This window comes from Cupriavidus sp. HMR-1 (assembly GCF_000319775.1).
Classification (GTDB): Bacteria; Pseudomonadota; Gammaproteobacteria; order Burkholderiales; family Burkholderiaceae; genus Cupriavidus; species Cupriavidus metallidurans.
Genome location: NZ_ANKP01000235.1, coordinates 15,016 through 36,399, shown reverse-complemented (window position 1 = coordinate 36,399; position 21,384 = coordinate 15,016). Strand labels below are relative to the sequence as shown.

At 64.8% G+C, this 21,384-nt stretch carries 19 protein-coding genes and 2 tRNA genes; 11 read left to right on the top strand and 10 right to left on the bottom strand.

What is annotated here, in order from left to right:
• Nucleotides 1-61: 61 nt before the first annotated feature.
• The 3 genes from D769_RS24255 (at nucleotide 62) to D769_RS24245 (ending at nucleotide 1,219) form a co-directional block, all read left to right on the top strand.
• Nucleotides 62-472 carry an integration host factor subunit alpha gene (locus D769_RS24255; RefSeq protein ID WP_008650476.1) on the top strand — a complete coding sequence of 137 codons (411 nt, stop codon included), beginning with the start codon at nucleotides 62-64 and terminating at the stop codon, nucleotides 470-472.
• A 179-nt stretch (nucleotides 473-651) separates the two neighbouring features.
• Nucleotides 652-1,086, top strand: coding sequence for a MerR family transcriptional regulator (locus D769_RS24250; RefSeq protein ID WP_008650473.1), 435 nt, complete (start codon nucleotides 652-654; stop codon nucleotides 1,084-1,086).
• A gap of 56 nt (nucleotides 1,087-1,142) precedes the next feature.
• Nucleotides 1,143-1,219, top strand: a tRNA-Pro gene (locus D769_RS24245).
• Nucleotides 1,220-1,635: 416 nt separating this feature from the next.
• Here the strand turns inward: D769_RS24245 and msrA are convergent.
• The 3 genes from msrA to msrB are packed head-to-tail and all read right to left on the bottom strand — an operon-like array spanning nucleotide 1,636 to nucleotide 4,737.
• Entirely contained in the window at nucleotides 1,636-2,367 is a 732-nt protein-coding gene (msrA, locus tag D769_RS24240) for a peptide-methionine (S)-S-oxide reductase MsrA (protein WP_008650471.1), read from the bottom strand.
• A 27-nt stretch (nucleotides 2,368-2,394) separates the two neighbouring features.
• Nucleotides 2,395-4,185: a cytochrome c biogenesis protein DipZ gene (locus tag D769_RS24235; protein ID WP_008650468.1), complete on the bottom strand. Its 1,791-nt coding sequence runs from the start codon at nucleotides 4,183-4,185 to the stop codon at nucleotides 2,395-2,397.
• A gap of 36 nt (nucleotides 4,186-4,221) precedes the next feature.
• Nucleotides 4,222-4,737, bottom strand: coding sequence for a peptide-methionine (R)-S-oxide reductase MsrB (msrB, locus tag D769_RS24230; RefSeq protein WP_008650467.1), 516 nt, complete (start codon nucleotides 4,735-4,737; stop codon nucleotides 4,222-4,224).
• Nucleotides 4,738-4,888: 151 nt separating this feature from the next.
• Between msrB and D769_RS24225 the strand changes: the two genes are divergently transcribed.
• The gene (locus D769_RS24225) at nucleotides 4,889-5,632 is read left to right on the top strand and encodes a response regulator transcription factor (protein ID WP_008650465.1); all 744 of its coding nucleotides are present in this window, start codon (nucleotides 4,889-4,891) and stop codon (nucleotides 5,630-5,632) included.
• Complete coding sequence (locus D769_RS24220; RefSeq protein ID WP_008650463.1) at nucleotides 5,629-7,143, top strand: HAMP domain-containing sensor histidine kinase; 1,515 nt, start codon at nucleotides 5,629-5,631, stop codon at nucleotides 7,141-7,143. Before D769_RS24225 ends, D769_RS24220 begins: the two co-directional genes overlap by 4 nt.
• Here D769_RS24220 and D769_RS24215 read toward each other — a convergent pair.
• Nucleotides 7,064-7,963 carry a LysR substrate-binding domain-containing protein gene (locus D769_RS24215; protein ID WP_035881878.1) on the bottom strand — a complete coding sequence of 300 codons (900 nt, stop codon included), beginning with the start codon at nucleotides 7,961-7,963 and terminating at the stop codon, nucleotides 7,064-7,066. The genes D769_RS24220 and D769_RS24215 overlap by 80 nt on opposite strands.
• 119 nt (nucleotides 7,964-8,082) lie before the next feature.
• Between D769_RS24215 and eno the strand changes: the two genes are divergently transcribed.
• The gene (eno, locus tag D769_RS24210) at nucleotides 8,083-9,360 is read left to right on the top strand and encodes a phosphopyruvate hydratase (RefSeq protein ID WP_008650460.1); all 1,278 of its coding nucleotides are present in this window, start codon (nucleotides 8,083-8,085) and stop codon (nucleotides 9,358-9,360) included.
• A 20-nt stretch (nucleotides 9,361-9,380) separates the two neighbouring features.
• Here the strand turns inward: eno and D769_RS24205 are convergent, their stop codons facing one another.
• On the bottom strand, nucleotides 9,381-9,641 hold the full coding sequence (locus D769_RS24205) for a hypothetical protein (protein ID WP_008650459.1): 261 nt from the start codon (nucleotides 9,639-9,641) through the stop codon (nucleotides 9,381-9,383).
• A gap of 125 nt (nucleotides 9,642-9,766) precedes the next feature.
• Between D769_RS24205 and D769_RS24200 the strand changes: the two genes are divergently transcribed.
• The 3 genes from D769_RS24200 to D769_RS24190 all read left to right on the top strand — a co-directional run bounded on the left by D769_RS24200 (nucleotide 9,767) and on the right by D769_RS24190 (nucleotide 11,032).
• Nucleotides 9,767-10,270, top strand: a complete 504-nt coding sequence (locus tag D769_RS24200) for a hypothetical protein (protein WP_008650457.1) — start codon at nucleotides 9,767-9,769, stop codon at nucleotides 10,268-10,270.
• Nucleotides 10,271-10,327: 57 nt separating this feature from the next.
• On the top strand, nucleotides 10,328-10,567 hold the full coding sequence (locus D769_RS24195; protein WP_008650455.1) for a hypothetical protein: 240 nt from the start codon (nucleotides 10,328-10,330) through the stop codon (nucleotides 10,565-10,567).
• 69 nt (nucleotides 10,568-10,636) lie between these two features.
• Nucleotides 10,637-11,032: a hypothetical protein gene (locus D769_RS24190; RefSeq protein WP_008650454.1), complete on the top strand. Its 396-nt coding sequence runs from the start codon at nucleotides 10,637-10,639 to the stop codon at nucleotides 11,030-11,032.
• Between the two features lie 21 nt (nucleotides 11,033-11,053).
• On the opposite strand, the gene D769_RS24185 is transcribed toward D769_RS24190, so the two are convergent.
• The 5 genes from D769_RS24185 to D769_RS24165 form a co-directional block, all read right to left on the bottom strand.
• Nucleotides 11,054-15,925 carry an NAD-glutamate dehydrogenase gene (locus tag D769_RS24185; protein ID WP_008650452.1) on the bottom strand — a complete coding sequence of 1,624 codons (4,872 nt, stop codon included), beginning with the start codon at nucleotides 15,923-15,925 and terminating at the stop codon, nucleotides 11,054-11,056.
• Between the two features lie 120 nt (nucleotides 15,926-16,045).
• Nucleotides 16,046-16,567, bottom strand: coding sequence for a hypothetical protein (locus D769_RS24180; protein WP_008650450.1), 522 nt, complete (start codon nucleotides 16,565-16,567; stop codon nucleotides 16,046-16,048).
• Nucleotides 16,568-16,958: 391 nt separating this feature from the next.
• The gene (locus tag D769_RS24175) at nucleotides 16,959-17,297 is read right to left on the bottom strand and encodes a hypothetical protein (RefSeq protein ID WP_040011232.1); all 339 of its coding nucleotides are present in this window, start codon (nucleotides 17,295-17,297) and stop codon (nucleotides 16,959-16,961) included.
• A 175-nt stretch (nucleotides 17,298-17,472) separates the two neighbouring features.
• Nucleotides 17,473-18,453, bottom strand: a complete 981-nt coding sequence (locus D769_RS24170) for a tripartite tricarboxylate transporter substrate binding protein BugE (RefSeq protein ID WP_008650447.1) — start codon at nucleotides 18,451-18,453, stop codon at nucleotides 17,473-17,475.
• Between the two features lie 255 nt (nucleotides 18,454-18,708).
• Nucleotides 18,709-18,784 (bottom strand) — tRNA-Lys (locus tag D769_RS24165).
• A 120-nt stretch (nucleotides 18,785-18,904) separates the two neighbouring features.
• Here D769_RS24165 and D769_RS24160 point away from each other — a divergent pair.
• Nucleotides 18,905-19,804, top strand: coding sequence for a LysR family transcriptional regulator (locus tag D769_RS24160; RefSeq protein ID WP_008650445.1), 900 nt, complete (start codon nucleotides 18,905-18,907; stop codon nucleotides 19,802-19,804).
• A 120-nt stretch (nucleotides 19,805-19,924) separates the two neighbouring features.
• Nucleotides 19,925-21,316 (top strand): 8-oxoguanine deaminase, encoded by a 1,392-nt coding sequence (locus D769_RS24155; RefSeq protein WP_040011231.1) that lies wholly within the window; start codon nucleotides 19,925-19,927, stop codon nucleotides 21,314-21,316.
• Nucleotides 21,317-21,384: the final 68 nt, after the last annotated feature.

The window sequence follows — 21,384 nt, the reverse complement described above, 5'->3', positions numbered from 1 at the left end:
ATTGGAGCGCCCGGGCACAGCCCCCGGGCGGATCGCGGCAGATTTTACAGAGCGATCTAGGATGAACGATCGAGACACGATTTCCATGAATGCTGCAGACCTGGGCGATGCAAGCGACCGGCACGCTGCCTCCCTCGACGATGCATCGCCGGAAGCCCGTGCCGCCGAGGTGCCAACCCTGACCAAAGCCGAACTTGCAGAGATGCTGTTCGATCAGGTTGGCCTGAACAAGCGCGAATCGAAAGACATGGTCGAAGCGTTCTTCGACGTGATTCGAGAAGCGTTGGAGCGCGGTGACAGCGTCAAGCTGTCAGGCTTCGGCAACTTCCAGTTGCGCGACAAGGCGCAACGTCCCGGCCGCAACCCCAAGACGGGAGAGATCATCCCGATCACGGCGCGCCGTGTGGTGACGTTCCACGCCAGCCAAAAGCTCAAGGCACAGGTGGAGGAGCGCGCAGGTCTGGAGGCCTGACGCGCGAGGGCACATGCCGCACGGGCAGTATCGTCGCGGCAGCCACACATCTGTAACGACGCGCAACCGGGTGATTGCCCGCGGCGATTGCAGTCTGTATCCTGCAATGCCGCGCGCAGTTCGCGTCCAACCGAGCCAACCGGCTCTGGTCCACGGCCTGACATCAGACTACCCAACGCATGACGGAAAAATCCAGCGAGCGCGTCGCGCTGCCGCCGATTCCCGCAAAACGCTACTTCACCATCGGTGAGGTCAGCGAGCTCTGCGCCGTCAAGCCGCATGTGCTGCGCTACTGGGAACAAGAATTCACCCAGCTCAAGCCCGTGAAGCGACGCGGCAATCGCCGTTACTACCAGCATCACGAAGTCCTGCTGATTCGCCGGATTCGCGATCTGCTGTACGAGCAAGGTTTCACGATCAACGGCGCGCGCAACCGGCTCGACGAAGGGCGCCATCACGGCGCTGGCGTCGCGGTGGGCGCCGAGCCCAGTGAGGTTCAGGTTGCCGTCGAGGAGGCACCAGTGCTTTCTGTCGACCTGAATTCGCTGCGCAACGACCTGGTCGAAGTGCAGCACCTGCTGGCGCAATTGAAAGAGATCGCACGGCACCAATAAATTGGCTTTGAACTACTAGCCATCGTCGAATTGACGGTGATATACTCTCGCTTCTTCGGGGCGTAGCGCAGCCTGGTAGCGTACCTGCATGGGGTGCAGGTGGTCGGAGGTTCAAATCCTCTCGCCCCGACCAGAAAATAAAAGGCCTGACAGGTTTCCTGTCAGGCCTTTTGTCTTTTGGTCCCGCCGGTCGCACAAATGGCAGGTTTGGAATCTGAGGCTCCGTAGCCGGCACTCGCGTTGTGAGTTCGAGCGGCAAGAATGCGGGTAGGAACTCCTCTTTCCTTTTGTAGCGCTGTCCGAAATAAAGCACAGCACGTTGCAATCCTTCCTTACATTTCGGACATAGGTTCTGACCCGGTCATCGACTAGCCTTTCCCCATTGCATCGACACGGCAGCTTGCGCTGCCGGAGTAGGAACGGATGAACTGGCGAGACATATTTCTGATTGGTTTTGGATGGGTGGGGGCCTGCCTGGCTGCGGGCTGGTTTCTGACGATGGCGGTCAAGGTGCTGGGTTGACCCTGGCGCCATCTCTCACCGATCGCTTCAACCTCCCTTCGATACCAGCACCGCATCATTCCGATACACGTCCGGGAACATCGTTTTCAGATTACCGATCTTCGGCAGGTCATTGATGACGATATACGGATAGCTCGGATTCTTGACGAGAAAATCCTGGTGATAGTTCTCGGCCGGAAAGAACCCCTTGTAATCCTCGACGCGCGTGACGATCGGCGCGCGGTACGCTTTCGACGTGTCGAGCTGGGCGATATACGCCTCGGCAATCGAGCGTTGCACAGGCGAGCGCGGGAAGATCGCCGAGCGGTACTGCGTGCCGTGATCGGGCCCCTGATAGTTCAGTTGCGTGGGATTGTGCGCGACCGAGAAGAAAATCTGCAGCAGCTTGCCATAGCTGATCTGGGTGGGGTCGTAGCGGATTTCGACCGACTCCGCGTGTCCGGTCGTGCCGCTGCCCACCATCTCGTATTGCGCGTTGCTGGCCGAGCCGCCGGAGTAACCGGACGTTACCCGTGTAACGCCGCGGACATGTTGGAACACGCCTTGCACGCCCCAGAAACATCCACCGGCGAACACGGCGGTCTCGGTATGGCTCGTGCCGGCTCTTTCGTCGACGGCCGGCGCGGGGATCTTCACGGCGGCCTCGGCCGAGATCGCGGGTAGCTCCCACATTGCGGCCGCCACCATCAGCATGGCCAAGCTTGCGAGCTTCAGCGTGGTGGGGCGGGTCCAGCGTTGCAGTGTCGTCATGGCATCCATGGTCAGACTCCTTGAAAGTAGCGTAGATCAGCCGAACGTGAACGCATAGGCCTGCACGCCGGGGTCGAGGAACTCGATGGCGAACGTGCGATCGGCGACGTCGCCTTGCTGGCGTACGAGTTGATACAGGCGCTGTCCGGTGACGGTCCCGCTGCCATCCGCGGCGACATCGGTGCCGTGCGATGCGCCTGGCGCCTTGCCGTCGATCGTCACGCGGAAGCGCACTGGCTTGCCGTCCGGGGCTGGGCCGAGCACCAGGTGCAGGTCGCGGGCGTGGAAGCGATAAACGATCTTCCCGCTGGCCTGTTCCAGCGTTGCCTGTTCCTCGCCAACCTTCCAGTTGCCCGCCAGGCCCCACTCATTGAGCGTGGGGCGGGCCGGCGCGGCGTATTCCTTGGATTGATCCGGCCGGGCGCCACCCGGAGACGCGAAGTTCTCGGCACGGGCGTAGCCCACATAGGTCTCCTGCGAACGCAGCGCGCTGGCATCGGCGGGCATCTCCACGCCGTGCATGGCGTTGTCCGCGGTCATTGCCACCTTCGTCACGTCCGCGTGGCCCGCTTCAGCCAGCAGTTGCCGGATCACGGCTTCCGATTTCTCGTATTCGCCTTCGCCGAAATGATGGAAGCGCACGCGCCCCTGGGCGTCGATGAAGTAATGCGCCGGCCAGTAGTTGTTGTTGAACGCGCGCCAGATCGCGTAGTTGTTGTCGATGGCCACCGGGTAGGTCACGCCGAGATCCTTCGTGGCCTTGCGGACGTTGTCGATATTGCGTTCGAACGCGAACTCGGGGGCATGGACGCCGATGACGACCAGGCCCTGATCCCGGTATTTCTCCGCCCAGGCCTTTACGTAGGGCAGCGTGCGCAGGCAGTTGATGCACGAGTACGTCCAGAAATCGACCAGCACGACCTTGCCGCGTAGCGCTTCCGCAGTCAGCGGCGGCGAGTTGAGCCATTCCACCGCGCCATTGAGGCCGGGGAACTGGCCTTCCACTGGCAGTGTGGCGGGACGGTCGACGGCTCGCATCATCATGGCTCCGCCTTCTGCTGGCACGCTGGTGGCGGCCATCATCGCGCCGCCGCTACGGTCCTTGTGTCCCAGTGCGTCGACCAGGCGCTGCTCCAGGCCGCCGGTGGCCACGGTCGAGACGCGTGTCAGGATGCCTGTGTCGAGTCCAAGCGCGATTGCCGCGACGCCGGCCAGCATCGCCACGCCGATCCCGCGACGAACCCATTCGCCAGCGTCGAGCGAACGCTTCATCGCTGCGAATACGCGTCCGCCGATCAACAGGGCCACCGCCAGCGATGTGGCCGCGCCTGCGGCGTAGGCCAACAGCAGCAGCGTGGTGCCCAGGCTTGCCCCCTGAAGGGCGGCGCCGGTCAGCACGAGACCGAGGATCGGGCCCGCGCATGGCGCCCACAGCAGACCGGTGGCAATGCCGAGCAGGAACGACGATGCGGGGCTGGCGGGTTTGCCGTCGGCCTGCGCGAAGTTCGACAGCCGGCTGCCCGCATTCACCAGCGGCCGCATCAGGCGTTCGGCAAGCCGGGGCAGCAGCAGCGTCAGTCCGAACACGGCCAGTAGGGCGATGGCGAGCCAGCGGCCATACTGGTTGGCTTGAGCGACCCAGCCGCCACCGACCGCGGCGAGCGTGGCCACGCCGGCGAAGGTGAGGCCCATGCCGGCCAGCAGAGGCAGGCCGCTGCGCACGAATGGTTGATCGGCGCGCGCGAACACGAACGGCAATACGGGCAGGATGCAGGGGCTCAGGATCGTGAGCGCGCCGCCCAGGTAGGAGAGGATCAGTAGCAGCATGGCAATTGGTCCGTGATGGGTCCGCGATGGGCCTGGTCAGGCGGATACGGGGCGGAACGTCATGGCTACGCCATTCATGCAGTAGCGCAGTCCCGTAGGCTTGGGGCCGTCGTCGAACACGTGGCCAAGGTGGCCGCCGCAACGGCGGCAATGCACTGCCGTGCGCGCCATGCCGAACGTGCGGTCCTCGGTGGTGCCCACCGCGTTGGCCAGCGGCGCCCAGAAGCTCGGCCAGCCAGTGCCGCTGTCGAACTTGGTCGACGACGAGAACAGGTCGAGCTGGCAGCCCGCGCACGAGAAAACGCCCTTGCGATGCTCATCATTGAGCGGGCTGCTGAACGGGCGCTCGGTGCCTTCGTGGCGCAGTACCGTGTACTGGGCCGGCGTCAGCTTCTGGCGCCACGCCTCGTCGCTCAATGTGACTTCGAAGGATTGGGCGCCGGCTCCGGCGGCGTTGGCATTGCCGGTGGCCAGCAGCCGCCAGCCGCCGACGACGGCAAGCGTAGCGGTCAGCGAGCCGCCCGAAAGCAGAAAGCGTCTGGTGATGCGCATGGTGGTCTCCGTGTTCGGGATGGGTTGAACGCATGGTAGGCAACCATCCATGGCGGAGTCCTCGCCAAACCTTAAACAATTCGTGATAACTGGAATGGCGGATTTCTGCACAATAGAGCCAGTTCAGAACCGAGGGCCAAGCCGCCGCACCATGGAACACGCCAAACGCATTCTGCTGGTTGAAGACGATGTCGGTATCGCCAACGTGCTGGCCATGCACCTGCGCGACGAGCGCTACGAAGTCGTGCATAGCGCTGATGGCGCTGAGGGGCTGCGCCTGCTGGAGCAGGGCGGTTGGGATGCGCTGGTGCTGGACCTGATGCTGCCGGGCGTGGATGGTCTCGAGATCTGCCGCCGGGCCCGGGCGATGACGCGCTACACGCCGATCATCATCACCAGCGCGCGCTCCAGCGAGGTGCATCGCATCCTGGGGCTCGAACTCGGTGCCGACGACTATCTGGCCAAGCCGTTTTCGGTGCTGGAACTGGTGGCGCGCGTCAAGGCGCTGCTGCGCCGGGTGGAGGCAATGGCGCGTGACGTGCGGGCCGATGCCGGCAGTCTGGAGCTGGCCGGACTGGCCATTGATCCTCTCGCGCGAGAGGCCGCTGTCGACGGCAAGCGTCTCGACCTGACCCCGCGCGAGTTCGACCTGCTGTACTACTTCGCGCGCCATCCGGACAAGGTGTTCTCACGCATGGATTTGCTCAACGCGGTGTGGGGCTACCAGCACGAGGGCTACGAGCACACGGTGAACACGCATATCAACCGGCTGCGCACCAAGATCGAGGTCGATCCGGCGCAGCCGAAGCGCATCCTGACGGTGTGGCGGCGCGGCTATCGGTTCGTGGCCGATCCGCAAGCCGACGCCACGCAGGACAAAGGGGAAGCATCGTGAACCTGTCCCTGACACAACGGCTGTCCGCCGTCTTCGCCGCGTTGTTGCTGGCCTGCTGCGGGGCCTCCGCCTGGCTGCAGGTGCGGGCCAACGCGATGCATGAGAAAGAGGTGGTCCAGGACATATCGCGCGGCCTCGCCGCATACATCGCGCGCAATGCGCTGCTAGAGGATCAGAGCGCCATCGCGCCGCAGGCATTGCGCCAACTCTTCGGGCAGTTGATGGTCGTGAATCCGAGCGTTGAGGTTTATCTACTCGACGATCAGGGACGCATTCGCGGGCACGATGCGCCGGCCGGGCACCTGGTGCGCGATCACGTGAACCTGGCGCCGGTGAAGAAGCTGATCGACGGTGGGGCGCTGCCGATCTTTGGCGACGACCCGCGCAGCGACAGCGGGCGGAAGGTGTTCAGCGCGGCGCCGTTGCGGCAGGGCGGCTATATCTACGTGGTGCTGCAGGGCGAGGCGCATGACAAGCTGGCCGCGCTGGCATCGCGCGACGCGGTCATGCGGACCACGCTCTGGTCGATGGCGTTGGTGGCCGCGCTCGGGCTGGTGGCGGGTCTGGTGGCTTTCGGCCTGATCACGCGCCCGCTGCGACGCCTGACGATCGAGATCCGGCAATTTGATTCGGGCGATGCCGGCGATTCGCGGGGTTCAGGCATCCCGGGTGCCGGAGCTGCCGACCGGATACAAGAACCGATGCAGCGCGACGAGATCGCCGCGCTACGCACGGCGTTCCGTCAGATGGCCGACCGGATCGAGACGCAATGGCGCGCGCTCAAGCAGCAGGATCAGGAGCGGCGCGAGATGGTGGCCAATATCTCGCACGACCTGCGCACACCGCTGACGTCGCTGCACGGGTATCTGGAAACGCTCTCGCTGAAGGCGGACAAGCTCAGTGCCGAGGAACGCCAGCGCTACCTTGCCATCGCGCTGGCGCAGAGCGCCAAGGTGGGCGGGCTGGCGCAGTCGCTGTTCGAACTGGCGCGGCTCGAACACGGCATGGTTCAGGCGATGCCCGAGACATTCTCGATCGTCGACCTGACACAGGACGTGCTCGAGAAATTCGCCCTGCCGGCCGAGGCCAAGCATCTGCAATTGCGCGCCGGCGTGCCGCCCGTGCTGCCTGCCGTCACCGCCGACCTCGGCATGATCGAGCGCGTGCTGACGAACCTGCTCGACAACGCGATTCGCCATACACCGGCGGGCGGCACTGTCGAAGTCGACCTGACCAGCCAGAATGGCAGCGTGGCGGTGACGGTCAGCGATACGGGGCCGGGGATTCCGCCGGCCTTGCGTGAGTCGTTGTTCCAGCGGCCGTTTCCGTCGGGCGGCGCGCACCGGGGCGGCGGGCTCGGCCTGCTGATCGTGCAGCGAATGCTTCAGTTGAACGGCAGTCAGGCGCGGCTGGTGGAAGGGCAGGTGGGCACTACGCTTCGGTTTGTCCTGCCTGTCGCGGGGCGCGAGAGTCGACCGGCGGCAATAGCCGACGCTGCAGCCACGCGATAAACACATCGGCATCGGCCGGCACGTCGCGGGTGGCCGGGACCGCCATCAGGCCGCCGCCAAATGCGGTGAATCCATAGGGCGCCACGAGGGTGCCTGCCGCCAGTTCCGCCTGGATCAGCCGTTGCTCGATCAGCGCCACGCCCAGCCCCGACAGGGCGGCCTGGATGCACAGATGCGTGTGCGGAAACGTCAGCCCGGCGCCGGGTGCGATGTGGTGACCAGTCAGCGCTTCCCACTGGTCCCACGCGCTCGATGTGAAATCGTGCGTGATGCGCGCGCCGGTGGCCACTTCCGGCGCATAGGCGGGTGCGCAGACCGGGCCGAAGGCGACCGGCGCCAGCTGGATCGCGCGTTGTCGTTCGGCGGCGGGGTATGACGACAGGTCCCAGGCAATCACCACATCTGCGCCTTCGGTGCGGATCTCGCGCGCCGATGTCATCGAGAGCCGAATACGGATATCGGGTCGCAGCCGATAGAAGTCGACCAGTTCGGGTACCAGCCAGCGCATCGCGAAGGTTGCGCTACATGCCACGTGCAGCGTAGGCCCGCGCGCCTGATCGAGCAGACGACCGTAACCTTGTTCGAGCTGGTCCAGCGCCGTGCGTACCACCTCATAGAGCGCCTGGCCGTGCTCGTTCAGGCGCAGACCGGTCCCCTCGCGCTCGAATAGCTCCACGCCCGCGTGCTCCTGCAATTGGCGCAACTGCCGACTGACTGCGCCGTGCGTGCGAAATAGCTCTTCGGCGGCGCGGGTCACGGAGCCCGTACGGGCCGTGGCCTCGAACGCGCGCAAGGTTGACATTGGGGGCAGGGTTCGCACCGTATGCTCCTGCTGTGTGAGAAAAACTGACGAATTGAGGAAAATAACGCGATATTCAGCTTGGTGAAAGCCTTTTAGGATCGACGCATCTTCATTTTTCTCACAAAAGGAGTGCGCGAATGAGCCAGGTGGCTGAGATCCGGGGACTGGAAGTGCTCGATAGTCGGGGTAATCCGACGGTGGAGGTGGAGGTCGTGCTCGACGACGGCGCGGTCGGCCGAGCCATTGTGCCGTCGGGGGCATCGACCGGCGCGCGCGAGGCTGTGGAGTTGCGCGATGCCGATCGGCGACGCTATCTGGGGCGTGGCGTGTCGCGGGCGGTTCAGGCCGTCAACACCGAGTTGCGTGAGGCACTACTCGGGCGCGATGCCGGTGACCAACCCGAGATCGACACGATCATGATCGACCTCGACGGCACCCCGGATAAGCGTCGGCTCGGCGCCAACGCGTTGCTCGGCGTGTCCCTGGCCGTGGCTCACGCGGCTGCGGTGTCGAACGGTCTGCCGCTGTTCGCCTATCTTGGCGGAGAGCGTGCTTCGTTGCTGCCCGTGCCGCTGATCAACGTGATCAATGGCGGAGCCCATGCCGACAATGCGCTCGATTTTCAGGAATTCATGATCGTGCCTGCCGGGGCACCAACCTTTACTGAGGCGGTACGTGCCGGCTCGGAAGTTTTCCATACGCTACGCGGCATGCTGAAGGCTGCCGGCTACACCACCAACGTGGGCGATGAGGGTGGCTTCGCGCCCGAATTTCACGCTGCCGAGGAGGCGTTGGACATTCTGGTCGCAGCCATCGCCAAGGCAGGCTATCGCCCCGGCGACGACATCGCGCTGGCCATCGACCCCGCCGCCAGCGAGCTATATGTCAACGGCAGCTATGTCTATCAGGGCGAGGGCGTCGAGCGCTCGCGCGAGGAGCAGGTGGCCTATCTGGTACGCCTTGCGGACCGCTATCCGATTGTTTCGATCGAGGATGGGATGGCGGAAGACGATGCGATGGGCTGGCAATTGCTGACGCGGAAGCTCGGCAAGCGGTGCCAGCTTGTTGGCGACGACGTGTTCTGCACGCATCCGACCTTGCTGAGGCAGGGGGTGGAGCAGGGCGTGGCCAACGCCATTCTGGTCAAGGCCAACCAGATTGGTACGCTGAGCGAGATGCGCGAGACGGTTCGCGTGGCCCATGGTTACGGGTATTCGGCCGTGATGTCGCATCGCTCGGGTGAAACCGAGGATGTGACGATCGCCGACCTTGCCGTGGCGCTGCAATGCGGGCAGATCAAGACGGGGTCGATGTCGCGCGCGGATCGCACCGCCAAGTACAACCGCCTGCTGCGGATCGAGCGCGAGCTTGGGTCGCGTGCCGAGTACGCGGGCGCGTTGCTGCGGCGCCGCTAGAGCACTAGAGCACTAGAGCACTAGAGCAGCGCGAAGCGTGCGGCCTGTGGCCCGATCACGGCGGGACGGCTGACCGGGTAGCGATGGTGGTCGCCGCCATCGCTGAACGACAGGTAGTCCGGCGTCCAGCGCAGCGCGTGCAGATGCCGGATCTCAACGCCATCGACGAGAATTGCGCCGCTCTGCACCGTGACGCTCGCGCAAGGCAGGCGCAGCATCTCGGCATCGTCGCCGAAGTAGTGGGCTTCCAGCAGGATCGAGGCAGGCTGATAGGCGGGCATGGCAGGGCGGCGGAGAGGTGATGGTTCGGGGATGTTTCGGAGACGTTTCGGAGATTTCCGATACTGTATGAATGTACAGTATATCCACCTTGTCCGCCCATTGCACGTGCCGGATTCTGATTTTCATGGCGGACCGCGTGCGCGACGCGGGGCTGGCTTCGACGTTGCATTGGTGTAACCTGAAACGCAACGAAGCTCCGGACATCCGTCCGCAGACGGAGGTGCCGATGTTGCAGCGCGATGCGCAGTTCACGAGCAGGATCTGCTGGTTCGCGGCGGGACTTCTGGCTGGCGCGCTGGCTGCCAGCCTGTGCGCCGCGCTAGGGATGCGCCGCGCGCGGCAGGTTGCCGATGACGATGACGCAGCCACGGCGCAGGACCCCCGCGCGATGGCGCGGGCGTCCATCTCGCCGGATAGCGGCTCAGACATGTTCGAATACCGCGGGTTTGTCGTGCACCTGTTCTGGCAGGCGCTGGGCAGGGAGCGATACAAGGCGTGGTGCGATATCTGGGAAGCCGGCGCGGTGGTACAGGAGGCGGGAGGGCCGCCTGCCACGTACCCCACGGCCGCCGAAGCTCGCATGGCGGCAGGCGCATGGGCGAGGCACTGGGTCCAGAACAACGGCTAGGCCGCCGCCGCTGGCGGGGCCGCATGTTACGATTCGCCGCAATTTCCGGAGTCGACAATGTTTTTTTGCCACAACCAGTCTTGCGGTGCGCGCTGGGCGCCCGACGAGGTGGAGATCCACAACGAGGGGCAGGGCCCGCTTTTTCGCTGCCCGCTCTGCGGCGCGCGTAACCACCTGAAGGCCAATCAAGGGCGCGATGGCGCCGTCACCTACAAGCAGATTCCGCGCGAGCATGTCGCGAAGACGCCTCCCAGCGCCGAGGCGAAGCGCGCCACGCAGCCGCGCCGCCGAAGCTGACTTCCCCTCCTAAGGGGGAGCGTGGCGGTTGCGGCTCAAGCCAGCGTGCACGGGGCCGTTAAGACAGCCATGGAAATCAGCGACCTATCCCACGATTCCGCTTCTAACGCCGAGGTCATCGGCTGGGCGGCCGCATCGCCGCAAGTCATCGCGCGTGTGCTCAATACCGCGCTCGCGGCGCAGGACCTGTCGGGCTTTGCAGCTCTGCTGTCCGACATTGCGCGCGATCGCGGGCTCAAGGGTGCGCGCGGCACGCACCAGTCGATCTACGACATGCCCTACGCCAGCCTGCTGCCACGGCAGAAGCATCTGCTGGCGGACGCGTTCGACCTGTTCCTGCGACTCGGCCTGGAGTTTCGCGCGCGGGGCGGCGAACCGGATGACCTTTCCGATGACGACGACCTGGCGCCGCTGCGCGACATGGACGATGACGACGTCATCGATGACGAGGACCGTCACGCCTGAACCCACTGGTGGCAGCCGGACTCAGGCGCGTTCGAGCAAGCCAATCTCCCTGACCGCGACCGACAGCATCGACAGGGCCGCCACGCCTGAAACGCCCGAGGCACGTTGGTCGGCCAGCATCTGGGCATAGCGGTCCAGCGCCGCCTGACGGGTGCCGCGCCAGCCCTCGATAAGCGCCTGCGAGTCATCCGTGTCGCGCGACTGGCCTAGCACGCTCGTCGTCAACGCACGCTTGAGCCGGCCCAGGTCGTCGAGCGTGGTCGTGCGTGCCAGCAGATCCCAGTGCGTCTCCGCGGGCAGAGACAACGCGCGCTCGCGCAGCCATCCGAAATTGAGTTCGGTGTCCAGGGCGAAGTAGACCCCCGCCACGGCGCCAAGGCTGCGGCCACATGTTCCAGAGACTTCCGCGATGTCGAGCGCTGCCGCCGCGATATCGCTGGCCGCCACACGTAGCGCCAGATCTTCGTCGACGCCGGCCTCGGTCAGGGCCATGGCGCGTTCGGCCATGGCCTGCGATGGCTCGGGCGGCAGCAGCGTCGGCAATTGCGGCGTGAGCCAATGCGCCGCATCGACGAACCTGGTCGCGCCTGGCTCCACCGTACCGCCCGCGCGCAGATAGCGGATGAACCAGAGCGTGGCGCGTTCGAGCAGCCGCGCCAGATCGCCGAACATGCGCGCCTGCACAGCGTCCTCGACGCGATTGTCGAGCGCGTCGATCCGTTCCCAGAGCCCGGTAAGCCCGAACACATCGCGGGCCAGCAGACAGGCGCGCACGATGTCCGCGGGCCGCGCGTCGGTTTCCTCCATCTGGTGATGGACGAACGTGGCGCCGACGCGGTTCACCAGCATGTTGGTCAGGTGCGTGGCCAGGATCTCGCGCCGCAGCGGATGGCGCTGCATGGCTTCCGCGTAGCGCTGGCGTAGCGGCTGCGGGAAGTAGTCGGCCAGCAGCCCAGCCACGAGCACATCCTCGGGGATATCGGACGCAAGCAGTTCGTCGTAGAGCCACATCTTGCTGTAGGCCAGCAGCACCGCGCGTTCGGGCGATGTCAGCCCGGCGCCCAGCGCCTTGCGTTCGGTGATGTCCTCGTCCGTGGGCAGAAACTCGAGTGGCCGGTTGAGACGGCCCGCACGTTCCAGCCAGCGGATCAGTCGCGCTTCGGCATCGACCAGCACCGGCGCCACGCGGCCCGCGACCGAGAGCGCCTGGGTCTGGAAGTAGTTGTCCTGCAGCACCAGCAGGCCGACTTCGTCGGTCATCTCGGCCAGCAGCTTGTTGCGTTGCTTCTCGGTCATCTCGCCATCGGCCACCACGATGCCAAGCAGGATCTTGATATTGACCTCGTGGTCGGAGCAGTCGACGCCGGCGGAATTGTCGATGGCATCCGTATTGATACGGCCGCCGTGGCGGGCAAATTCGATACGCCCGAGCTGGGTGAAACCGAGGTTTCCGCCTTCACCCACCACCTTGCAGCGCAGTTCGTTGCCGTTGACACGTACCGGATCGTTGGCGCGATCGCCGGCTTGCTGGTGGGTTTCGGTACTCGCCTTGACGTAGGTACCGATGCCGCCGTTGTAGAGCAGATCCACCGGTGCCATCAGGATCGCGTGGATCAGTTCGGCCGGAGGCAGCGATGCCGCCGTGATGCCGAGCACCGCCTGTACCTGCGGCGAGAGCGCGATCGTCTTGGCCGTGCGTGGATAGATGCCGCCACCCGCGGAAATCAGCGTGGCGTCGTAATCGGCCCAGCTCGAACGCGGCAGATCGAACATGCGCGCGCGCTCGGCCAGGCTCTTCGCACAGTCCGGATCCGGGTCGAGGAAGATATGTCGATGGTCGAACGCGGCCACGAGCTTGATGTGGGGAGACAGCAGCATGCCATTGCCGAACACGTCGCCAGACATGTCGCCAACGCCGACCACCGTGAATGGTGTGGCCTGGATATCGGTGCCCATCTCGCGAAAGTGCCGCTTGACGCTTTCCCACGCGCCGCGCGCGGTGATGCCCATCTTCTTGTGGTCGTAGCCAACCGATCCACCGGAGGCGAAGGCGTCGTCGAGCCAGAAACCGTATTCGGCCGAGATGGCATTCGCATAGTCCGAGAACGTGGCTGTGCCCTTGTCGGCCGCCACCACGAGGTATGGGTCCGAATCGTCATGACGCACCACCTCGGGTGGTGGCACGAGGTTGCCGGAGACAAGGTTGTCGGTCAGGTCGAGCAGGCCGCGCAGGAACGTCTGGTAGCAGGCCACGCCTTCGGCGAGGAAGGCATCGCGATCGGTGGGCGGCGGCGGCCGCTTGACGACGAAGCCGCCCTTCGAGCCGACCGGCACGATGACCGTGTTCTTGACCATCTGCGCTTTCATCAGGCCCAGCACCTCGGTGCGGAAATCCTCGCGCCGGTCCGACCATCGCAGACCGCCACGCGCCACGCGTCCGCCGCGCAGGTGCACGCCTTCCACCCGTGGCGAGTAGACCCAGATCTCGAACATCGGTCGCGGCTCGGGCAGCCCCTGTACCAGCGCCGGATTGAGCTTGAACGAAATGTAAGGGCGTGGATGGCCGTCCGCGCCGTGATGGAAGTAATTGGTGCGCACGGTTGCGCTGATCACGTTGAGGAACAGCCGCAGGATGCGATCCTCGTCGAGATTCGGCACCTGGTCGAGCGCGGATTCGATATCGGCCAGCAGCTTGCGGCAGCGGGCATCGTCGGGTGTGCCGGCGGCGGCAACGGCCGGGTCAAAGCGGGCAACGAACAGCGAGACCAGCATCGCCGCGATACGCGGGTTTGCCGCCAGCGCCTGTTCGATGTAGGCGTTGCTGAACGTGGAGCCCACCTGGCGCAGGTACTTGGCGTAGGCGCGCAGGATCGTCACGTCGCGCGCGGCGAGGCCTGCCCGCAGCACCAACCGGTTGAAGTCGTCGTTCTCGATCTCGCCATTCCAGGCGCGTCCGAAAGCGTCTTCGAACAGCGGCTTGGCGCGCTCGATCTCGATATCGACCGGCTGGCCCTCATGGTCGGCGGCGATCTCCAGGCCGAAGTCGTGAATCCATATCGGGTCGCCGGCGTCGGGTTCGATCAGATAGGGACGTTCCTCGTCGACGCGCACGCCCAGGTGTTCGAGCATGGGCAGGCTTGCCGACAGCGCAATCGGCAGGCCGGCGCGGAATACCTTGAAGCGAAACGCGCCGGGGGCGGCTTCGATCGGGCGATAGAGGTTCATGGCCAGGCCGTTCGGATGCTGGCGCGCGTGCTCCATCAGTTCGATATCGCGCACGGCGGTACGAGCGGGATAGTCCTCGCGATAGCCAGCCGGGAACGAGTCGCCATAGCGGCGCAGCAACCTGTTGCCGTGCTCCTCTCCACGGGTCTCGTGCAGCGCGGCGGACAGGTCGTCCTGCCAGCGGCGCGTGGCCTGCACGATCCGCTCTTCGAGCTCGCGCGTATCGGCCTCCGGCATCGTGCCTGGCTGCCCGCGCACCGTGATCTGGATACGTGCCAGCGGGGACTCGGACAGCAACGGCGTGAATTCGCAGCCCGTGCCGTTGAACGCCTGCATCAGCAACTTCTGGATGCGCTGGCGCAGGTCGGTGTTGTACTTGTCGCGCGGGACGAATACCAGGCAGGAGATGAAACGGTCAAAGCGGTCGCGCCGAACGAACAGGCGCGTGCGCTGGTGTTCCTGCAGTCGCAGGATGCCGAGCGTGATGTCGAACAGCTCGTTTTCGTCGGCCTGGAACATGTCGTCGCGTGGGTACTGTTCCAGGATGGTGATCAGGGACTTGTACAGATGGCCCTTGGTCAGGAAGCCGGCGCGCGACAGGATGTTGGCGCACTTGCGGCGTACCAGCGGGATCTCGCTGGTGCTGACCATGTAGGCCGTGGACGTGTACAGGCCTACGAAACGGCGTTCGCCGAACAGCTTGCCGTTAGCGTCGAGCAGCTTGACCCCGACGTAGTCGAGGTAGCCGGGTCGATGCACCGTGGCGCGTGAATTGGCCTTGGTCAGGAAGATCGGCGTGGCGCCCTCGATGACACTGCGGGCGGCCGCGGGCAGGGACGTGAGGTCCTCGGCCGCGGGGTCGCGCAGAGCCTCGCGCAGAATGCCCGCGCCGGTGCCGGGCACGCCGCGCAGCCAGAACTGGCCATCGCGCGAGATCAGTTCGTAATCGCGATGCCCGAGGAACGTGAAGTGGTCGTCCAGCATCCATTCCAGGAACGAGCGTGCTTCCACCGACTCCGGCGTGGCGGCATCGGGGGCCTGGGCCATGCTGCCGATCGTGTCGCGCGCAATCTGTTGCATGCGCGGCCAGTCTTCCACGGCGGCGCGCACATCGCCGAGGATGCGCGCGATGGCATTGCGCAAGGCTTCGAGTTGCGTGGCCTCGCCTGTGCGGTCGACTTCGAAATGGATGAACGATTCAAGCCGGCAGTTGGTGGCACCCATTTCGCCGCCACCAAGGCCGATGCTCTCGATGCCGCCGCGCGCGTCGCGGCAGACGCGAAAGACCGGGTGAATGGCCGAGTGCAGCGTCAGTCCATGCCGGTTGATCTCCGTGGTGACCGAATCGACCAGGAACGGCATGTCGTCGTTGACGATCTCGACAATGGAGTGGTCCGAGTGCCAGCCGTGTTCCTCGAGGTTCGGGTTGTAGACGCGCAATCGGGCGGTGCCCGGCACGAACTTCTGCGCCGTCTGCCAGTGCGCCATGACGGCGCCGTAGAGATCGGCCACGTTGCGTGCGAGCAGGTCCTCGCCATCGGCCAGGTCGTAGTAGTGCCGCAGCAGGGGTTCGACAATCCCGAACGTCGCAGCCGGCAGCCGTTCTTGCGCGAACGCGACCAATTCATCCAGCAACTGCGCAACCTTTTCTTCGTTTTCCGGGGGCATGGTGTCTCCTCGGCGGCGTGCCGGTGCATGATCACACTGTAGGAAAGAATTGCCTTGCCCGGGTGACAAAACAGAAACGCCCCGCGCGGGGCGGGGCGTCATGGCTGCGGGGCGGGGCGGTCAGGCGGCGATAGCCTGTTGCGCAACGCGGCGGAGTTCGTCCGGCACGACCATCGACATCTCGTCGCGTTCCCACGCCGCATGGCGAATATGGCGAGCAACGTGGTCTTCCAGCGTAGTGGTCATGCGATGCAGCAAGCTGCTTAGCGCCGCGCGCTCCGAGGTGCTGAACTGACCGGCGGATACCGAGTGCAGGGCCTTGATGGCCTGCGCTGCGCGTTTCATCCGCGCGACCGACGCCGGTGTGATGCGCGGCGTGCCGTCAGCATCGAAATCGAGCCAGCCATCGTCGCCCAGTTCGCGCAGCATATGCTCGCTCTGCGCGACATCGAGAAAGATGGCGGTTTCGCACGGCTTGCCGCGTACGAATTCCTCGTGGCGGATTGCCCGCAACAGCAGCCATTTGGGATAGGTCAGCCCCGATACGCCCAGGGTCTGTTCAAGCGCGCCTTGCCAGGCCGTGACGGCCTCGACCAGCGCGAGCACTACGGGTTCGTGGGTATCGAGTGCTTTGGGCTGCATTAGCTCAGGTCTCCCATATTAGGGTTGCCGCCTGATGCAATCTGGGCCGGTGCATTGGCCGGCCCGGGCGGCTTGGGTGCCTGCCTCTCAACGCGGGCAGGTCACGCCTGGTACTGCTCGAAATCATTGGTAGGCCGAACACTAGCAGCAATGTAGAGACATTGGTGTGACAGGTCGGGTATGTCCTAGTCAGTCTTTGGGATGAGGCGAACCGGACGCCGCTTGGCGTGCTGGAAAGGGGGCGGGAGACCTGCGTGACAGCGGCAATGCAGTGACGGATCACAATCGCGTGAAAGCGACGGTTAATCCACTCGGAGATGCGGGGGAGGGGGGGCGGGAGGGAAGAGAAACATGGCCCCCGCCTGAGAACGGGGGCCATGAAGGACGACGCTTACTGCTTCTTGGCGCCGTCGGTGTACGGGTCGAACTTGCCGGATTTCGCGCCGTCGGTGTACGGATCGAACTTGCCAGACTTCGCCCCGTCAGTGTACGGGTCAGCCTTCTTGCCCGGAGCCAGTTCCGACTTGGTCGACTTCTTGGCGCCGTCGGTGTACGGATCGAACTTGCCGGACTTGGCCGCGCTCTGGTTCGGGTTGGCCTTGTCCTTCGAGTGGGCCCCGCTGTAGAGATCGCCGCCGTCCGTGTAGTTCTTTTGCGCATGGGCCAGTTGCACGGTGCCCAAGGCAGCCAGGGCGGCAACAACCAGCGTCGGTACGGTCTTCTTCAGCATCATCATCCTCACAGGTAACCGCCGGGCTTACGGGCCCGGCCAAATAGGAAAAAAATGACTTCATCTGTACTGTACCGGTGATAGTGGAGACTCGCCTAGCGAAAGTTGTAGTAACAATGTTCAGGCGGCGAGACAGCCACGTCACAAGGCCGTCATACGGTACTTATTGCGCCATTTACTCCAAGGTAATGTTCTGATCGACGGCGATCTTCTTGCGCAGTTCCAGTTCACGCTTGATCTGTGCCGTGTACTGTTGCGGCGTATTGCCGTCGGGGTAGGCGCCGGCGTCGTGCAGACGCTTCTTCACATTGGGGTCCTGCAGGGCCTTGACTGCCGCATCGTGCACCCTGGTGACAATGGCAGCAGGGGTGCCCGCCGGGGCCACCAGGCCATACCAGGCCATGTTGTTCATGTCCTTCATGCCTTCTTCCGCGAACGTCGGCACGTTGGGCAGGCCTTCCACGCGCTTCGGCGCGGCGACGGCCAGGGCGCGCAGCTTGTCGCTCTGGATGAACGGCATCGAGGACGGCAGGTTGTCGAACTGCGCGTTGACCTGTCCGGCCAGCGTGTCATTCAGCGCCGGGCCCGATCCACGGTACGGAATGTGGACCATGTCAGTCTTGGTGATGTACTTGAACAGTTCGCCATCCAGGTGCGAGATGCTGCCCTTGCCGGCCGACGCATAGCTGTACTTGCCGGGGTTCGATTTCACCAGGGCAATGAACTCCTTCAGGTTCTTTGCCGGCACCTTCGGGTTCACGGTCAGCACGTTCGGCACGTTCACCAGGTTGGTGATCGGCGCGAAGTCCTTGATCGGGTCGTACGGGTTCTTGGGGTTGGTGGCCGGGTTGGTGGCCATCGTGCTGACCGTGGCGATACCCAGCGTGTAGCCATCTGGCGAGGACTTGGCCAGCGCATCGGCGCCGATCGCGCCGCCGCCACCGCCGCGGTTTTCCACCACCACCGGCTGACCCAGTTCACGGCCGATCGCATCGGACACGGCACGGCCGACGATATCGGTGGTACCGCCGGCGGCGAACGGCACGATCAGGCGGATCGGCTTGGTCGGATACGCTTGCGCGTGGGCGATGCCGGTCTGGGTCAGGCCGAGGACGGCGAGGGCGGCGATGGCGCCCGTATTCAGAACTGCTTTCAAAAGATGCCTCCAGGTGTTGCTAGTACGTGTTGCTAGTTGTGCTGGTTCCGCAATACGGAACTTCGTTCCGTGATGTACGTCGACGGGCATTCAACCCTGAAATGGCGGGGGCGGGGAATCGGGGAGAACCCGTGGATGCGCGTGGGGGAGAGCGTAGCGGGTGAGCAATGACGCGCGTATGAAGCAGGAAGCTCTGCGGGAGCGCCAAAGCAAAAGGCCGAAAGCAATGCTGCTTTCGGCCTTTCCTGAATTCGCTGGTGGGGCGTGAGTGACTCGAACACTCGACCTACGGATTAAGAGTCCGCTGCTCTACCAACTGAGCTAACGCCCCAACGAGAAAGAGATTCTAGCAAGGTACCGAATACTGCGCAAGCCCTTGTTCGCATTTTTTTCATCGGCGTGTCAGGTGCCGCTTACAATGCGCCCACTGTCTCAATGGCTCCTATCCGTCATGCACGCCCGTGTCCTGCGCTATCTCGATGAAGTCGTGCGCCGTGGTTCGATCCGCCGCGCCGCCGAGCATCTGCACGTGGCGCCAACCGCGATCAACCGGCAGATCCTTGAGCTAGAGGCGGAGCTGGGGGCGCCGCTGTTCGATCGGATCAACCGCCGCCTGCACCTGACGCCGTTGGGCGAGATGGTGCTCGCTCACGTGCGGCAGACGCTGCGCGAGCATGAGGCGCTGCAGGCGCGCGTTGCCGAGATCAAGGGCGCGCGGCGCGGCATGGTCACGGTTGCGACCACGTCGGGTCTGGCGGGCTCCCTGTTGCCGTCTCTCGTGCACGACTTCCGTCAGCATCATCCTGGCATCGTGGTGCGTGTGGCGGACCTGCCCGTGGCCGGCATTGTGGCGGCGGTGGAGCAGGGCGATGCGGACCTGGGGCTCGGGTACGACTTGCCGGAGGTGGCGGCGTTCCGCGTGATGGCCAGCCGTGACTGGTCGATTGGCGCGGTGGTGGCGCCGGGGCATCCCCTTGCCATGCAGCCGTCGACGCGGCTGGCGGAGTGCGCCGGCTATCCGTTGATCCTCCCGGCGCCTTCGCTGTCGATCCGCGCGCTCGTCGACGACGCCTTCGCGCGGCAGTCGGTCGAGGTGACACCCGCTGTGGAATCGACCTCGGTCGTGTTGATCCAGCGACTCGCGGCAGCCGGGGTCGGCGTGGCACTGCTCAATCCGCTCGATGTGATGGATGAGCGCGCACGTGGCGCCGTGGTGTTCGTGCCGCTGCGCGACAGCGATCTACGGCAGCAAGCGTTGAGGATGGTTGCGCGGGTGCGGGCGCCGCTGAGTCCCGCAGCCGAATTGATGGCAGAGCGTATCGGCACGGCGCTGGACGGCCTGTTCCGTTAATTCCGCTCGTCCACGGTCTAGGTGTCCTCATTTTGTGGACACCAAGCGCGAAATTCTGCGCTTTTGGTGTGTACTGGCGTTGCGTAGACTGCGCAACGTTCACAACCCATGCACATCACCATGACTTTGATCCTTCAGCACGCCGACGTACTCGTCACCATGGACGCGCAGCGGCGCGAGATTGCCGATGGCGCGCTGGTCGCGAACGGGCCGGCGGTGGAGTGGGTGGGGCCCACGGCCGAACTGCCCGAGCAATACCGTCGGCTTGCCGACGAGGGGCGCGCCGAGGTCGTCGATATGCGCGGGCATGTGGTCATGCCCGGGCTGGTCAACACCCATCACCATATGTACCAGAGCCTCACGCGCGCCGTGCCTGCCGCGCAGGATGCCGAGCTGTTCGGGTGGCTGACCAATCTCTACATGCTCTGGTCGCACCTGACGCCGGAGATGATCCGTGTGTCGACCCAGACCGCGATGGCCGAACTGATGCTGTCCGGATGCACGACTACCAGCGATCACCTGTACCTCTATCCGAATGGATCGCGCCTGGACGATTCGATCGACGCGGCGCGCCAGATTGGCATGCGTTTTCACGCGGCACGCGGTTCGATGAGTGTCGGCCGTAGCCAGGGTGGGCTGCCGCCCGATGTCGTCGTGGAAACCGAGGCAGCGATCCTGCGCGACAGCCAGCGGCTGGTCGAGCAGTATCACGATGCGTCGCGGCACGCGATGCTGCGTGTGGTGCTGGCCCCGTGCTCGCCGTTTTCCGTGTCGCGCGACCTGATGAGAGAGTCCGCGAAGATGGCGCGCCACTACGGCGTGTCGCTGCATACGCACCTTGCGGAGAACGACAACGACATTGCCTACTCGCGCGAGAAGTTCGGCATGACGCCCGCGCAGTACGCGGAGGATCTGGGCTGGGTTGGGCACGATGTCTGGCACGCGCACTGCGTGAAGCTCGATGAGGAGGGGGTGGCGTTGTTCGCCCGTACCGGCACGGGTGTGGCGCATTGCCCTTGCTCCAACATGCGGCTGGCTTCTGGCATCGCGCCGATTCGCCGGATGCGTGATGCCGGCGTGCCTGTGGGCCTCGGCGTCGACGGCAGCGCATCGAACGACGGCGCGCACATGCTTGGCGAAGCGCGTCAGGCGATGCTGCTGCAGCGGGTCGGGTATGGCCCGGCCGCAATGAGCGCCCGCGAGGCGCTAGAGATTGCCACGCTTGGCGGGGCCAAGGTGCTGAATCGGGATGATATTGGCGCGCTCGCGCCGGGTATGTCGGCGGATATCGTCGCCTTCGACATGTCGGGCGTCGGCTACGCCGGGGCTGGGCACGATCCGGTGGCGGCCCTGGTGTTCTGCACGCCGGGCAATGTGTCGATGAGCGTCATCAATGGCCGCGTGGTGATTCGCGACGGACATCTGCTGACTGCCGATCTGCCGAACGTGCTGTCGGATCATCGGCGCCTGGCGCGCACACTGTTCGAGCGCGCGCAGGCGGCGGGTGCGTGATTCGCTGAAAGCGTCCGGCATTTGATGAGCGGATGACATCAACGCCGGTCGATGCTGGGGCTGGTGTG

Coding starts and splice junctions, on each gene's coding strand:
- D769_RS24255 (WP_008650476.1), top strand. CDS start 62: ATGAACGATCGAGACACGATTTCCATGAATGCTGCAGACCTGGGCGAT.
- D769_RS24250 (WP_008650473.1), top strand. CDS start 652: ATGACGGAAAAATCCAGCGAGCGCGTCGCGCTGCCGCCGATTCCCGCA.
- msrA (WP_008650471.1), bottom strand. CDS start 2,367: ATGGATGCCATGACGACACTGCAACGCTGGACCCGCCCCACCACGCTG.
- D769_RS24235 (WP_008650468.1), bottom strand. CDS start 4,185: ATGCTGCTACTGATCCTCTCCTACCTGGGCGGCGCGCTCACGATCCTG.
- msrB (WP_008650467.1), bottom strand. CDS start 4,737: ATGCGCATCACCAGACGCTTTCTGCTTTCGGGCGGCTCGCTGACCGCT.
- D769_RS24225 (WP_008650465.1), top strand. CDS start 4,889: ATGGAACACGCCAAACGCATTCTGCTGGTTGAAGACGATGTCGGTATC.
- eno (WP_008650460.1), top strand. CDS start 8,083: ATGAGCCAGGTGGCTGAGATCCGGGGACTGGAAGTGCTCGATAGTCGG.
- D769_RS24205 (WP_008650459.1), bottom strand. CDS start 9,641: ATGCCCGCCTATCAGCCTGCCTCGATCCTGCTGGAAGCCCACTACTTC.
- D769_RS24200 (WP_008650457.1), top strand. CDS start 9,767: ATGGCGGACCGCGTGCGCGACGCGGGGCTGGCTTCGACGTTGCATTGG.
- D769_RS24195 (WP_008650455.1), top strand. CDS start 10,328: ATGTTTTTTTGCCACAACCAGTCTTGCGGTGCGCGCTGGGCGCCCGAC.
- D769_RS24190 (WP_008650454.1), top strand. CDS start 10,637: ATGGAAATCAGCGACCTATCCCACGATTCCGCTTCTAACGCCGAGGTC.
- D769_RS24185 (WP_008650452.1), bottom strand. CDS start 15,925: ATGCCCCCGGAAAACGAAGAAAAGGTTGCGCAGTTGCTGGATGAATTG.
- D769_RS24180 (WP_008650450.1), bottom strand. CDS start 16,567: ATGCAGCCCAAAGCACTCGATACCCACGAACCCGTAGTGCTCGCGCTG.
- D769_RS24175 (WP_040011232.1), bottom strand. CDS start 17,297: ATGCTGAAGAAGACCGTACCGACGCTGGTTGTTGCCGCCCTGGCTGCC.
- D769_RS24160 (WP_008650445.1), top strand. CDS start 18,905: ATGCACGCCCGTGTCCTGCGCTATCTCGATGAAGTCGTGCGCCGTGGT.
- D769_RS24155 (WP_040011231.1), top strand. CDS start 19,925: ATGACTTTGATCCTTCAGCACGCCGACGTACTCGTCACCATGGACGCG.